Below are 14,720 nucleotides of genomic sequence, written 5' to 3'. Positions count from 1 at the left end.
AATCATGAATCATTCTGTCGCGCAGCCCGTACTGATGCTAGTATGGGTCGGCTTGTTATCTTCTTCTTTTGTCGTCTCAGGCAAGTTATTGCCTTACGCAAGCCCCATTACGGCCACGTGCCTGCGATTTATTCTGACAAGTATTTGCCTCGCGCCACTGATCTGGCGCTCAGGGTTCGCCCGTTTAACCATAAAACAAGTTGTACAATATGCGCTGATAAGCTGCTTTTTAGTGGCGTTCTTTGTCGGTTTATTTGAATCATTAAAAACCACCACAGCAGAAAAAACCGCGGTCATTTATACCTTATTGCCACTAATGAGTGTGCTATTGAGCTTTGTTTTTATTGGTATAAAAACCCGTATAAGTCAACTGTTCGGCTTTGTAATTGGCACGGCGAGTGCTATTTGGATGCTGGTAAACGGCCCAAAAGACCTAACGATTTTAAGCGCTTGGCAATATGGTGACAGCATATTTTTAGTTGCTTGTTTTTGCCTTGCGATGCATGTGTTACTGATAAAAAAGTGGGCGACAGCACTGCCTGCACTCACCAGCACATTTTACATTGTAACGCTTGGCAGTGTATTACTAGTGCCAGTAATGCTGCTCTATGGTGACCTGACAAACTTGGTGTGGCAAAGCTATACATTTTGGACGTGGCTTATCTATTTAACCTTGTTTACAACTCTTGGGACTTTCTTTTTACAACAAAAGCTATTGAAACAAGTCAGCCCAAATACCTTTTTAGCCATGACTTATTTGGTGCCCGCATTTGTGTTATTTTTTCAAGGCGGATTATCTCAGCTTTTACTCAGTCTACCCGCATTATTAGTTGCATCTTTTGCACTTTACTTGATATCACGATCGCCATAACATGTTCCTATAAAGTCGAATTATCAAGGAATGCCGTTTGAACATACAACACAAACTCGCTGATTTCGTCTCTTTTTTCAGTACCGAGGACAAACCGCTTTGCGCAGAAGATTTTCAAAGGTTTGGATTACAGGGCAAACTCAAACACTATCCTAAAAACGCTTTGTTGATGAGCCAAGGCAGCCCCGCCCCCTATTTATTTTTTATCACGCAAGGCGATGTTCGCTACTTTAACGTTTCTGCAGAAGGTAAAGAGTTTACCCAAGCTTTCGCCTGTGCGCCTTGTATTGCGGGCTCTACACGTGCCATGACACAAAATACACCGGCACTGTTTAGCATTGAAGCCCTTGATGATGTACTTTGTCTCGAATTTGAATGGCACAACTTTTTCAATACCATGAAGCTGCATCCCGGCTTTTTAGAAGCCTATACTCGCCTACTGGAAAACCTATTTATCAAAAAAGAAGAACGCGAGTACGCATTTGTTCACCACAGTGCCGAACAACGATATTTGAACTTTATTGACAAAAATCCTGAACTTAGTGAGCGCGTTCCATTAAAAATGGTGGCATCACACATAGGTATTACGCCAATTGCGCTAAGCCGTATCCGTCGGAAGCTGGCAATGTAACAGGTAAAATAAATATAGCCGAGGATAGCATAATTTTTTGCGCGTGAAATTTACTCATTTTTGAATAAACAATTCATTTAGAAGATTACAATTTTTTTTCACTACGGTAATCTGAACAACCGCTTAGTAAATGGAATGAGGACCATGAGTTATATACTAACAACACAATGTAGTGATGAAATTGGATTAATAGCAAAAATCACCAGTTTATGTCATGAGCATAATTTAAATATTGTTCGCAACAATGAGTTTGTAGACACAGACAACAAGCGCTTTTTTATGCGCACGGAGTTAACGGGCTCGCCAACAAACCTATTTCTTTCTCAGCTACAAATGAATTTGCCTGATGATGCACAAATCAAATTGCACAGTCCAACCAAAGTAAAAGTCGTTTTACTCGCGACGAAAGAAGCACACTGCCTAGGTGGTGCATTGCTCAAACAATATGAGAATGCGCTCAATATTGAAATACAAGCTGTCATTGCCAATTACCCTGATTTAAAACCACTCGCTGAGGCATTCAATGTCCCATTCCACTGCATATCTCATGAAGGGGTAAGCCGTACAGAACATGATCAGCAAGTCGGTGACTTAATCGCTAACTATCAGCCTGATTTGATCGGGCTTGCCAAATATATGCGCATTTTGAGCCCTGAATTTGTTGCTCGGTTCGAGAACAAAATCATCAATATCCACCATTCATTTTTACCCGCTTTTATCGGTGCTAAACCTTACCACCAAGCGTTTGCACGCGGCGTCAAAATAATTGGTGCGACTGCGCACTTCGTTAACAATGAGCTTGATGAAGGTCCAATTATTGTTCAAGACGTGACTCAAATAACCCATGCCGACAATGCAGAGGCCATGGCCAAAATTGGTCGAGATATTGAAAAAACGGTATTTTGTAACGCGCTTCAATTAGCATCAGAGCGCAAGCTCTTTATCAATGGAACAAAAACGGTGGTATTTAAATAAGCGCTCAGTTTTTAGCAAGGTGCAAAAGTAGCGATGTGCTACTTTGCCGCCTCGATTGGTTCTAATTGTAGTTTTGAAGCGATTAAGACTGCTTGTGTACGGTTATAAACACCCAGTTTACGAAATATTGCCGTAATATGTGCTTTGACCGTTGCCTCTGAGATATTTAACTCATAAGCGATTTGTTTGTTTAACAAGCCTTCGTGCAGGTACTGCAATACTTTATACTGCTGCGGTGTCAATGAAGCAATTTGCTGCGCAAGCTCTCGGTCTTCGCCGTCAAGATCATTTATTTTTTCTTTGATATCCGCCGGTAGCCAGTTTTCACCATCTAGCACCTGCTGTAGCGCACTGACAATATCCTGAGATGAAGATGCTTTCGGAATAAATCCCATCGCACCATAACCCATTACTTTAGAAATAACATTGAGATCCTCACTGCCAGACACCACAACAATAGGCAGTGATGGATGGTCCTCGCGGATCCGGATCAGGCCGTATAAGTCGCCATTGCCCGGCATATGCAAATCCAAAAGTAACAAGTCTAAGTCATCATACTGCGACAACCGCTCTAATGTTTGCTCAAAGTTCTCTGATTCAATTACTTCAAGGCCTTCAAACTGATTTTGCAAAGCCCCCTTTAATGCTTCTCTAAACAGGGGGTGATCATCCGCAATTAAAAACTGATTCATGCATAGCTCCTAAAAAATCGGCTGTCTTTGGTATTAAGACAGCCGATATAGTACGTTTAGAATTCGCTAAATTTCAAGTTTTTAACGCTCAATTAACGGTTTAAACGATTTTCAATTAATTCATCGACTACACTTGGGTCTGCAAGCGTCGATGTATCACCCAGTTGCTGGTACTCGTTGGCAGCGATTTTACGCAAGATACGACGCATAATCTTACCCGAACGTGTTTTAGGCAAGCCTGGTGACCACTGGATCATATCTGGTGATGCAATTGGACTCAGCTCTTTACGGACCCAACTTCTGACTTCTTTAGTCAAGTCGTCTGTAACCACAACACCTTCGTTTGGTGTCACGTATACATAAATCCCTTGACCTTTGATATCATGCGGGTAACCAACAACCGCGGCTTCTGCAACCGCTTCGTGGGCAACCAGCGCACTTTCAATTTCAGCCGTGCCCAGTCTATGGCCAGATACATTCAATACGTCATCAACACGGCCAGTAATCCAGTAATAGTCATCTTCATCGCGACGACAACCATCACCGGTGAAGTACACACCAGGGTAAGCAGAGAAGTAAGTTTGCTCGAAACGCTCATGATCGCCATAAACTGTACGAGCTTGTGATGGCCAACTATCAAGAATCACCAAGTTACCTTCGGTTGCGCCCTCGAGTGTATTACCTTCTGCATCAAACAATGCTGGCGCAATGCCAAAGAATGGACGAGTCGCCGAGCCTGGTTTCATATCTATGGCGCCTGGTAAAGGCGTGATCATGATGCCACCAGTTTCGGTTTGCCACCAAGTATCGACGATTGGACATTCACTATTACCAATTTGCTCGTAGTACCACGCCCACGCTTCAGGGTTAATTGGCTCACCTACAGAACCCATAATGCGCAGACTTGTACGCTTAGAACTGGCTGTTGGCTCATCGCCTTTTGCCATTAGCGCACGAATCGCAGTCGGTGCCGTATACAGGATGGTTACTTGGTGCTTATCAACCACTTCACCAATACGGCCAGAATTCGGGTATGTAGGTACACCTTCAAAAATAACTTGCGTACAGCCATTTACCAATGGGCCGTATGCCATGTAGCTGTGTCCTGTGATCCAACCTACATCCGCTGTACACCAAAAAACATCATCTTCTTTAAGGTCAAATACATACTCATGTGTCATTGACGCATATACCAGATATCCACCTGTAGTATGTACCACCCCTTTTGGTTGACCTGTCGAACCTGAGGTATACAAGATGAATAGCGGATCTTCCGCATTCATAGGCTCTGGTTCGCATTGCGCAGGTACATCGGCCACTAGCTCATGCCACCATACATCATGGGCATTCCATTCAACTTCACCACCAGTAAGCTGGTGTACGACGACATGCTCAATGGTCGTTACTGAATCTTGTGCAACCGCTTCGTCAACATTGGCCTTGAGCGGTACAGAGTTGCCACCACGACGACCTTCATCTGACGTGATCACTACTTTAGCGCCAGAGTCCTTGATACGATCTGCAATCGCTGACGGTGAGAATCCACCAAAAACCACCGAGTGAATTGCACCAATGCGCGCACAAGCCTGCATCGCATATATTGCTTGAGGCGTCATAGGCATATAAATAGCAACTCGGTCGCCCTTTTCAACGCCTAACTTTTTCAAGCCATTTGCTAGCTTCGCAACTTCATCGTGTAATGTTTGAAACGTGATATTTTCGCTTTGCTCTGGGTTATCACCTTCCCATATCATGGCAACTTTGTTGGCATTTTTTGCGAGGTGACGATCGATACAGTTGTAAGAGGCATTCAATACACCATCTTCAAACCACTTGATACTGATATGGCCTTTATCGAACGAAGTATTTTTTACTTTATTAAAAGGTGTGAACCAGTCGAGGCGTTTACCATGTTCAGCCCAAAACCCCGCGGGGTCGTCAATAGACTGCTGATACAGTGCTTGATATTGTTCATTATCTACAAGTGCAGCCTGCTTGATCGCTTCAGGTACCGGATAAATGCTCTGTGACATACTCATCTCCATATTAATTACTTGCCTTTTACGGCTTCACTCAAGGATCACTTACAACCACGCGATTAAGTATTAGACCTTAGTTGTAATTGTTGCTTTAAGTTTATCCAAATTGGGATTAATTAACTATACATTAACGAGCATCAGCATACTGGCTCTCTCAACCTAAAACCAGAGAGCACCTGACAACAACATAAGTATAAGTGTAATTAATTATTGCCAAAGGCAATTTCAGAGCCGACCTCCGTTATTCAACCTTAGTCTCATAGACCAATGGGTAATTGAGTTAAGACCACCCATCATCAACAGTGAATGACGAAATAATTCTCTGCATTGCAACTAAGCGGCAGTATTATAGGAACTCCATTATGACAACTAAAATTAATATAAATAAGAAACTAACTGCAGTTGCAGTGTCTAGCTTACTTTCCAGCCAAGCTCTCGCTGCTAACCTCGGCAATACAGAAGTAAGTTACGGTGGATATATCAAACTCGATGCTATCTGGAGTGATTTTTCGGATGGCACACTGGGATCACAACATATTGGACGAGATTTTTATGTTCCAGGTACCACTCCGGTAGTGCCTAGCACAGGAGAAGATGCAGTTTTTGATATGCACGCGCGCCAATCTCGGTTTAATTTTGGCACCGCATCAAAGCTGGATGATGGCAGCACCATAAAAACAAAAATTGAATTAGACTTTATCGCTTCAATAGGCGGAAATGAGCGCGTGAGTAATTCCTATTCGCCTCGGATTAGACAAGCCTTTGTCACTTATAAAGGGTGGCTATTTGGACAGGCATGGTCCAACTTCCAAAATGTGAGCGCACTGCCAGAAACCTTAGATTTTGTTGGCCCAGCTGAAGGCACAGTATTCGTGCGCCAAGCGATGGCAAAATATACCATTGGCAACTGGTCGTTCTCTGCGGAAAACCCTGAGAGTACAGTAACAACTGAGGGCGGAGAGAGAAAAGTCACCGATGATGCGCAAATGCCCGATTTTACAGCGCGATACAACTACAAAGCCGACTGGGGACACTTTACGGTTGCAGCACTCGCTAGACAACTGACTTATAAACTCGGTGCAGCAGACGAAACGGAAAGTTCGTATGGCATAAGCGCTTCCGGCCGAGTGAATTTTGGCAAAAACAATATTAAATTTATGCTCACACATGGACAGGGGTTAGGACGTTACGTAGGGTTAAATGTAGCGCATGGTGCAGTGTATGACGGGCAAGATCTCCATGCAATTGACTCTACATCCGGGTTTATAGCCTATCAACACTATTGGAATTCACAGTGGCGTTCAACTTTCCTCTATTCGTATTTCAGCGCCGACAATGATACGAGCTTGCTAAATATCACCAAAGATCCTACTGATATGACCACCAGTTACAGCGCAAATATTCTTTATTCTCCTGTCAAAAAACTCACCTTTGGGGCTGAATATAAAGTCGCAAACAGAGAAGTACAAAGTGGTGCAGAAGGTGATTTGGATAGACTACAACTTTCAGTGAAATACGCCTTCTAATTTCTCCCAGAAGGCCAAATAAAAAAACCACCTTATGGTGGTTTTTTTACATCTTATTCTGACTTTTGCTCTCGGCCTAATAATGCCATCGCAGCCTCTTTAACATCCTTTTTCTCATACAGAACTTGATAAATTTGTTCTGTGATTGGCATTTCAATGCCACTGCGCTTTGCCAGTAAAAAAACCTCTTTGGTATTGCGATAACCTTCAACAACTTGACCAATGCTACTCATAGCATCGTCAACACTTTTCCCCTGCCCCAGCGCCAATCCAAAACGTCTGTTTCTAGATTGGTTATCCGTACAAGTTAAGATCAAGTCGCCCAGTCCTGCCATACCCATAAAAGTTTCCGTTTTAGCGCCCAGTGCACAGCCTAAACGACACAATTCAGCAAGACCTCTTGTGATCAGCATTGTGCGCGTATTGGCACCAAAGCCAAAACCATCAGACATACCCGCGCCGATGGCGATCACATTTTTCACCGCTCCACCGAGTTGAATACCGATAAAGTCATCATTACTGTATACTCGAAACGAGCGACTACAGTGCAATAAACTGGCTAGCTCAGTGCGCAACGCTTCATCTCCCGCTGAAACAGAAATTGCAGTGGGTAAACCAGCAGCCATTTCTTTAGCAAAAGTGGGCCCTGACAACACGGCCAATGCAATCGACTCACCCAGTACTTCTTTAGCAACCTCTTCTAGCAAGCGCCCAGTATCAGGCTCAAGCCCTTTAGTCGCCCACGCCACTTGTGCACCATCTTGTAAATGGGGCTGAATTTGCTTAAGTGTTTGTGCAAATGCATGGCTGGGAACCACCACCAATATAATCTGACTCGCCTCAACAGCACGAGCAAGATCAACTTCCAGCGTCAATGAATCTGGAAACTTAATATCAGGAAGGTAACGTTGGTTTTGACGCTCATCAGCAAGCTGTTCAATATCAGCTTGATTGCGCCCCCATAAAGTAACTCGGTGACCGTTGCGAGCAAAACAAATAGCAAGGGCGGTGCCATACGACCCCGCCCCTAATACGGTCACAGCAGACTGTGATGTATTCATAAATTATGCGTCAGCTGTTTGCTCTTGACCTGCACGTTGTTGCATGTACTGTGCAAATAGTGCGTCAAAGTTTACAGGTGCCAGGTTAAGCTGTGGGAAAGTACCACGGTTTACTAGGCTTGCTACTGCTTCACGAGCATATGGGAAAAGAATGTTCGGGCAGAATGCACCAAGCATATGAGCAAGTTGTAGTTCTTCCAACTCGCCTACAGAGAAAATACCAGCTTGTTGAATTTCACATAGGAAAGCTGTCTCTTCGCCAATTGTCGCAGTCACAGTTAATGCTAAAACAACTTCAAATACGCCTTCATCCAATTTAGCTGAACGTGTATCCATATCTAGTTTAACTTCAGGCGTCCACTCTTTTTGGAAAATTGTTGGTGAGTTTGGCGTCTCAAAAGATACATCTTTAGTATAGATACGCTGGATGTTGAATTGTGGGCCTTCTTGCTGCTCCGCTGCAACATTTTGATTTTGTTCAGTCATTATTATTCCTATAAATTTTTATATAAACAGCATTTGTCTTATCAATACAATGCTAGAAATGTTTAATTTCGCTCGACTAAGCCAATAATTGAGTTAGTTTGCCTTGAGCCTCAAGCGCCATCATATCATCGCAGCCACCGATGTGCTGACCGTTGATAAAAATTTGTGGCACGGTATATCCGCCATTTGCTTTTTCGATCATCTCTTCACGAAGTTCAGGCTGTACAGCAATATCATATTCTGTATATGTGACGCCTTTACTATCCAATAGCGCCTTCGCACGATGACAAAAAGGACAATAATCTTTAGTGTAAATAATTACATCGTTACTCATTTATTACTCCAATTACTTTCCAGTTGTCGTTGGTAGTCCAGCACTTTGCCACGAACTCATGCCACCTGAAAGCACATAAAGCTTTTCGTAGCCCTGTTGGTGCATTCTTTCAGCAATATTATTGGCCGTCATACCTGTATTACACACAAGTATAATGGGCTTTGTTTTGTACTTTTCAAGTCCGCCAAAGTCATTTTGTTTGGCTTTGTCGACATTCATCATCTCAGCACCGGCAATACGACCCGCGGTAAACTCTTTTTTGCCACGCATATCGAGTACTTGTGCATCTTCACGATTGATCAACAGAGTCAGTTGTTGCGGGTTAATTGGGCGGACTGACGAAAAACGGCTTTTATACCAGCTGTGTACTAACATGATTGCTAGGACGACCCAGATAACGCTTAATACAGGGTGATTGGTGAAAAAAGTAATATATTGTTCCATGGACCTTGCCACTTAGTTAGCAGATAAAACTTACAGTGCAGCGAGTATACTTTTTTACGGGTCTTGGTACAAACCTATTGTTATCAGTGCACATCACCGCACGCCCAATACCCAAATCAGAGCGAGCGCACGCGCGCTGATGAAGCCTTTATATGAAAGGTGTTACCATTAGATTAATCAATCTTGAACATAAATCACCAGCACAGGGCTGAATTTTCGCGCTAAACAAGGTATTCTATGCGCCATCTATCGTGCATTTTTCAGGAGCCCAAATGACTACGAAGAAAAAACCACTGGTACTTATGATTTTAGATGGCTGGGGATATAGAGAAGAAACACAAAGCAACGCTATCCTCGCAGCTAATACACCTGTACTTGATGAGCTGTGGCAATCACAACCAAAGACGCTTATTTCAGGGTCTGGATTAGATGTCGGTTTGCCTGATGGCCAAATGGGGAACTCTGAAGTAGGTCACGTTAATTTGGGTGCTGGTCGTATCGTCTATCAAGATTTTACTCGTATAACCAAAGCCATCGACGATGGTGAATTTGCACATAACCCCACACTGGTAAAAAGCATTGACGATGCTGTCGCGCACAATAAAGCTGTGCACTTAATGGGCCTATTAAGTCCAGGTGGTGTGCACAGTCATGAAGACCACATTGTCGCAAGTATCGAACTTGCCGCGCAGCGCGGTGCCAAAGAGATTTATTTCCACGCATTCTTAGACGGTCGTGATACACCGCCACGCAGTGCTCAAGCATCGATTGAACGCATTCAAGACTTGTTTAAAACTCTCGGTACAGGCCGTTTAGCCTCTATTGTTGGCCGCTACTACGCAATGGACAGAGATAACCGTTGGGAGCGTGTCGAGCAAGCATACAACCTAATGGTCTGTGGTGAAGCAGAATTTACCTTTACCGATGGAGTTGAAGCGCTTGAAGCCGCTTATCAGCGAGATGAAAATGACGAGTTTGTTAAAGCGACGACAATTGTGCCGGCGGGCCAGCAAGCGGCACAAATCAACGACGGCGATGCGATTTTGTTCTTAAACTTCAGAGCTGACCGTGCAAGACAAATGACTCGCGCGTTTGTTGACGCCGAATTTAACGGCTTTGAGAAAAAGAAGACTCCTGTACTTAGCAGCTTTGTGATGATGACTGAGTACGCAGCTGACATTGATGCACCAATTGCGTTTGCACCTGAGAAACTAAATAACGTGTTAGGTGAGTGGCTTGCCAAGCACAATAAAACTCAACTACGTATCTCTGAAACAGAAAAATACGCACACGTTACCTTCTTCTTCAGCGGTGGACGCGAAGACTTATTTGAAGGTGAAAAGCGAGAGCTTATCCCTTCACCTCAAGTTGCCACATATGATCTACAGCCTGAAATGAACTCTGAGATGCTTACTGATAAGCTAATTGAAGCTATTCAAAGCGGTGAATTTGACGCCATTATTTGTAATTATCCAAACGGCGATATGGTTGGTCACTCAGGTGTTTTTGAAGCGGCGGTTAAAGCGTGTGAAGCAGTTGATAATTGTATTGGTCGCGTCGTTTCTGCATTGAAAGAACATGGTGGTGAAGCACTTATAACAGCTGACCACGGTAATGCGGAGCAAATGCAAGACCCCAAATCAGGCCAAGCGCACACCGCGCATACCAGTGAGCCAGTTCCATTTATTTATGTTGGTCGTGACGCTGAGCCACAGGCAAACAAAACACTTAGTGACGTAGCACCTACAATGCTACACCTAATGGGTTTAGAGCAGCCAGCAGAAATGACCGGTTCGCCAATTATGCGCCTTAAGTAAATATGGTACGAGGCGCACTTACCGGCTTTGCATTTTTGATTTCACTGGCTTCGACAAATGTCGCGGCCAATGAGTCACAAACCAAAGCAGATTTGGCTGCCGTTCAAGCTGAACTTAAAAAAAGTCAGGCGGCCTATCAAGAACAAAAAGCGTCCTTCAGTGCGCTTAAACAACGTTTGCAATCTTTTGAGCTTGAAATAGCGCGCAGCGCAAAGGCCCTGACATTAACACAACAGGGGATCAGCGAGAACAAACAGCAGCAATATGCACTTGAACGCGAAAGCTCACAGCTCAATCGCCGCAAACATAAATTGCAAAAGCTGCTTGCAGCCCAGCTCAAAAGTGCCTACGTTACAGGTAGCCATGATTACTCCAAGATGTTGCTCAACCAGCAAAAAACATCAGCATTGGAGCGTACAATTAGCTACTACGACTATTTCAACAAAGCGCGAATAAACCAATTAGAAGACCTGAAGAATGTTTTTGTTGAACTAGAAAAAAACCAACAGGCATTAACCAAGTCACAACAACAGTTGGTTGCACTTCTTGAGCAGCAACAGATCAGACAAAATGATTTGCAACTTGCTCAACAGCAACGTCAAACCCACTTAGGCAAGCTCAACGACAAATTGTCAAAAACTCAGTCTGCGATTGCCTACCTAGAAGAAAATGAGTCGACACTAAAAACTACGCTGGAAGCATTAGCTGAAGTACAAGCGCCGTCAGAAGAAGTTTTTATTGCCCAGCTAGATGGCTTGCAGCGCCTAAAAGGCAAGCTAGCATGGCCATTGTCGGGCAAACTAAAGAAGCGATTTGGCCAGCGAAAACATGTCGGAATGAATTGGAAAGGCGTTGTAATTGCAGGTCAAACCGGTACAGAAGTAAACAGCGTTGCGCCTGGGCATGTGGTCTATGCTGACTGGCTCAATGGCTTCGGCTGGGTCATTGTACTTGATCATGGCAAAGGATTTATGAGCCTATATGGGCACGCTCAAACACTGCTAAGGGATGTCGGTGATCACGTTAACCCGGGCGATCCAATCGCATTAGTCGGACAAAGCGGCGGACAGCAAAATCCTGGACTATACTTCGAGATACGGCATAAAGGAAGCGCTGTGAATCCAGTTAAGTGGTGCAGATCAAGTTAAATGAATAACCTATGCTGCCCCGTCACTAGGAGCAGCATATGAAATACTTCGTCTCTATTTCCCCGCCCGATATTCAAAAACGAGCGCTTATAATTCTATGCGCGATACTACTTTCCTTCTTATTATCCAATGTGCAGGCCAAGCAAATTAGCCATGCCCATATGGAAGAAATTCTATACCATATTCAAACTTACTACGTTGAAGAAGTCCCCACTTCGCATATTAAACAACACAACTTCAACGAGCTGTTCGAACAGCTAGACCCTTACTCTAAATATTTAAATGAGCACGAGTTAGAAACCCTTTTTAGTGCGACCAATGGCCGCTATACCGGGATTGGCATTGAAGTAGAAGAGATTGAAAATCGCATTGTTATTGTCGATACATTACCCGGCTCACCTGCGGAGCAAGCTGGCATTGAAGGTGGGGATAAATTAGTTGCCGTCAACACACATGATGTCACCAATAAGAGTATTTCAGAAGTCTCAAAGTTACTCAGAGAAGCAAAATTATCTATCATTCATATCACAGTCGAGCGCGCTGAAGCGCATGTTACTTTAGCGCTGCGGCGTCAAGAGATAACCTTAGAGAGTGTCACCAGTAAACTGCTCAACGGAGACATTGGCTATATTTCTATCTCTTCATTTAACAATCACAGTTACCATGATGTTGCCAGACATATCAACATGCTGTTTGCGCACAATGGCCTTTCTTTAAAAGGTCTTATCATTGATCTACGAGACAATCCAGGTGGCACGCTCAACAGCGCGGTCGCAATATCTGATTTGTTTTTGCAAAGTGGAATAATCGTCACAACCAAGGGGCGTTTTTTCGATGCGAATCAGAAATTTTATGCTGTGCAAGGCGATATTTTAAACGGTGCACCCATCTTGGTATTAATTAACAAACAGTCCGCCTCAGCTGCAGAGATTTTGGCCGGCGCTTTACAAGACAATAAACGCGCTTTGATATTGGGACAAGGATCATTTGGCAAGGGTTCAGTGCAGTCTTTGATCCCCATAGGTAATGGCACCAGCGCCCTAAAACTAACCACAGCTCGCTACTACACGCCATCGGGACAATCGATTGAAGGCACTGGGATAAAACCGGATATCGAGTACAGTAAAAACACCCTATCGAGCCTCAATAAAACGGCTATAATGAGCAATGATAAAGCCAACAGAGATCTCTACTCTCGGCTTGAGCAACACTGGCATGCTGCTCGTCAATTAGTGACAAAACAGCAACCTACAGTAAATTAATGAAAAATTAGACGCTTTTATCGGTATAAAAAACGTGCTAGGTTAGATGATAAAGCGTCGAACATAGTGTATCGACCAACATAAAACATAACAATAGAACTGTGATTTAACTTTGTGCGCTTAATACAATTAGTTACTACATTCATTTGTCTAGTAGCATTTGTTTGTGATGCCAAACAAATTGCGATTGTGATAGACGATATTGGCAACCATCAACGGGATCTGGAATTTCTAAATTTACCGGGTGAGTTGACTTATGCGCTTTTACCCCATACGCCATTCTCACAACATTTTGCTTACCAAGCAGCGTTAAAAAACAAAGAGCTGATCTTACACATTCCCATGCAATCTTTAGACAATAAAACATTGGGGCCTGGTGGGCTGACCTTGGACATGCAAAAGTGGCAATTGCAAAAAACACTTGGACATGCACTTTCCAGTTTACCTCATGTGAAAGGCGTAAATAATCATATGGGCTCAGCACTGACACAACATGACGAGCCCATGAAATGGACAATGGAAATTCTCAAAAAACGGTCGCTGTACTTTTTGGACAGCCGCACCACCCCTTATAGTCAGGCGCAAACCGTAGCCAATATCTATGGTGTCAACAATATAGCCAGACATGTTTTTTTGGACAACGAGCTAGAAAGCAAACAGTTAGAATTACAGCTCAATCAACTAAAAACGATTGCCACACAACAGGGATATGCGATAGGTATTGCTCACCCCTATCCAAAAACTCAACGGTTTTTACGTGATGCCCTGCGCGATTTGCAAGACCAAGGCTTCGAGCTTGTGCCGCTCTCTACCTTAGTAGAGAACAAATATATTCGTCTGGCTGCACTACAAAACACGCCAACTTTGAGCCCGTAAAAATCGAACTCTGTTGCAAATTTTGTTGATCTAGCCACAGGCAAATCGAGTCATTTTCAGTTATACCTACTAGTAAGGTTCACTTACAGGAAAATATTATGCTGCATACTGTTGAACAGCTGATGACCCCAGATCCACTCGCCGTTAAGTCGTCACATACCCTGCACGATGCACACAACTTAATGCGCGAAAAAAATATTCGTCATATTCCCGTGATCGATGAAGAAGGTCATTTGGTGGGCATGTTGACACAAAAAATCATGATAGCCAAAGTGATGAGTATTCTATCTACTTACGGTAATTTGGCATTAGAGAGAAAAGAAAAGCAGGAAAAAGTCAGTGATGCCATGGCGCAGGACTTTGCCAGCGTGACACCACAGCAGAGCTTACATGAAGTCGTTACTTACTTTGTCGAAAACCGCCATGGCTGCATGCCTGTGGTTGACGAAAACAATAAATTACTGGGGATACTAACCTCATCTGATTTTGTTCGCCTCGCGGCGGCTTTGCTGTCTTAAAACCCCAATCAATTAAGATAAAAGCCTCTCGAAAGAGGCT

15 protein-coding genes are annotated in these 14,720 nt (G+C 43.6%); 9 read left to right on the top strand and 6 right to left on the bottom strand.

The genetic code is table 11. From position 1 onward, the window contains the following. Positions 1–4: 4 nt before the first annotated feature. The 3 genes from N483_RS16280 (at position 5) to purU (ending at position 2,477) form a co-directional block, all read left to right on the top strand. Positions 5–871, top strand: coding sequence for a DMT family transporter (locus tag N483_RS16280; RefSeq protein ID WP_023399822.1), 867 nt, complete (start codon positions 5–7; stop codon positions 869–871). Between the two features lie 37 nt (positions 872–908). After that, entirely contained in the window at positions 909–1,502 is a 594-nt protein-coding gene (locus N483_RS16275; RefSeq protein ID WP_231105467.1) for a Crp/Fnr family transcriptional regulator, read from the top strand. A gap of 144 nt (positions 1,503–1,646) precedes the next feature. Next, positions 1,647–2,477 carry a formyltetrahydrofolate deformylase gene (gene purU, locus N483_RS16270; protein ID WP_023399820.1) on the top strand — a complete coding sequence of 277 codons (831 nt, stop codon included), beginning with the start codon at positions 1,647–1,649 and terminating at the stop codon, positions 2,475–2,477. A gap of 38 nt (positions 2,478–2,515) precedes the next feature. Here the strand turns inward: purU and N483_RS16265 are convergent, their stop codons facing one another. Then, positions 2,516–3,169, bottom strand: coding sequence for a response regulator transcription factor (locus tag N483_RS16265; protein WP_023399819.1), 654 nt, complete (start codon positions 3,167–3,169; stop codon positions 2,516–2,518). Positions 3,170–3,261: 92 nt separating this feature from the next. Further along, the gene (acs, locus tag N483_RS16260) at positions 3,262–5,202 is read right to left on the bottom strand and encodes an acetate--CoA ligase (protein ID WP_023399818.1); all 1,941 of its coding nucleotides are present in this window, start codon (positions 5,200–5,202) and stop codon (positions 3,262–3,264) included. A gap of 368 nt (positions 5,203–5,570) precedes the next feature. On the opposite strand from acs, the gene N483_RS16255 reads away from it, so the two are divergent. After that, entirely contained in the window at positions 5,571–6,734 is a 1,164-nt protein-coding gene (locus N483_RS16255; RefSeq protein ID WP_023399817.1) for a DcaP family trimeric outer membrane transporter, read from the top strand. Positions 6,735–6,787: 53 nt separating this feature from the next. On the opposite strand, the gene gpsA is transcribed toward N483_RS16255, so the two are convergent. The 4 genes from gpsA to N483_RS16235 all read right to left on the bottom strand — a co-directional run bounded on the left by gpsA (position 6,788) and on the right by N483_RS16235 (position 9,059). After that, complete coding sequence (gene gpsA, locus N483_RS16250; protein WP_023399816.1) at positions 6,788–7,795, bottom strand: NAD(P)H-dependent glycerol-3-phosphate dehydrogenase; 1,008 nt, start codon at positions 7,793–7,795, stop codon at positions 6,788–6,790. 3 nt (positions 7,796–7,798) lie between these two features. Continuing rightward, positions 7,799–8,281, bottom strand: a complete 483-nt coding sequence (gene secB / locus N483_RS16245) for a protein-export chaperone SecB (protein WP_023399815.1) — start codon at positions 8,279–8,281, stop codon at positions 7,799–7,801. 76 nt (positions 8,282–8,357) lie between these two features. After that, on the bottom strand, positions 8,358–8,615 hold the full coding sequence (gene grxC, locus N483_RS16240) for a glutaredoxin 3 (RefSeq protein ID WP_023399814.1): 258 nt from the start codon (positions 8,613–8,615) through the stop codon (positions 8,358–8,360). 12 nt (positions 8,616–8,627) lie between these two features. Then, positions 8,628–9,059, bottom strand: a complete 432-nt coding sequence (locus N483_RS16235) for a rhodanese-like domain-containing protein (RefSeq protein WP_023399813.1) — start codon at positions 9,057–9,059, stop codon at positions 8,628–8,630. 272 nt (positions 9,060–9,331) lie between these two features. Here N483_RS16235 and gpmM point away from each other — a divergent pair, with 272 nt between their 5' ends. The 5 genes from gpmM (at position 9,332) to N483_RS16210 (ending at position 14,680) form a co-directional block, all read left to right on the top strand. Next, the gene (gpmM, locus tag N483_RS16230) at positions 9,332–10,876 is read left to right on the top strand and encodes a 2,3-bisphosphoglycerate-independent phosphoglycerate mutase (protein ID WP_023399812.1); all 1,545 of its coding nucleotides are present in this window, start codon (positions 9,332–9,334) and stop codon (positions 10,874–10,876) included. Between the two features lie 2 nt (positions 10,877–10,878). Continuing rightward, on the top strand, positions 10,879–12,024 hold the full coding sequence (locus N483_RS16225) for a murein hydrolase activator EnvC family protein (protein ID WP_023399811.1): 1,146 nt from the start codon (positions 10,879–10,881) through the stop codon (positions 12,022–12,024). Between the two features lie 38 nt (positions 12,025–12,062). Continuing rightward, positions 12,063–13,286 (top strand): S41 family peptidase, encoded by a 1,224-nt coding sequence (locus N483_RS16220; RefSeq protein WP_023399810.1) that lies wholly within the window; start codon positions 12,063–12,065, stop codon positions 13,284–13,286. 114 nt (positions 13,287–13,400) lie between these two features. Then, a complete protein-coding gene (locus N483_RS16215; RefSeq protein ID WP_023399809.1) occupies positions 13,401–14,162 on the top strand; it encodes a divergent polysaccharide deacetylase family protein in 762 nt (253 codons plus the stop codon). A 98-nt stretch (positions 14,163–14,260) separates the two neighbouring features. Continuing rightward, positions 14,261–14,680, top strand: coding sequence for an HPP family protein (locus N483_RS16210; protein ID WP_023399808.1), 420 nt, complete (start codon positions 14,261–14,263; stop codon positions 14,678–14,680). Positions 14,681–14,720 lie beyond the last annotated feature (40 nt).

The organism is Pseudoalteromonas luteoviolacea NCIMB 1944 (assembly GCF_001625565.1).
In the GTDB taxonomy this organism is placed as follows: domain Bacteria; phylum Pseudomonadota; class Gammaproteobacteria; order Enterobacterales; family Alteromonadaceae; genus Pseudoalteromonas; species Pseudoalteromonas luteoviolacea_F.
This window is presented reverse-complemented; position numbering and strand designations above follow the sequence as displayed.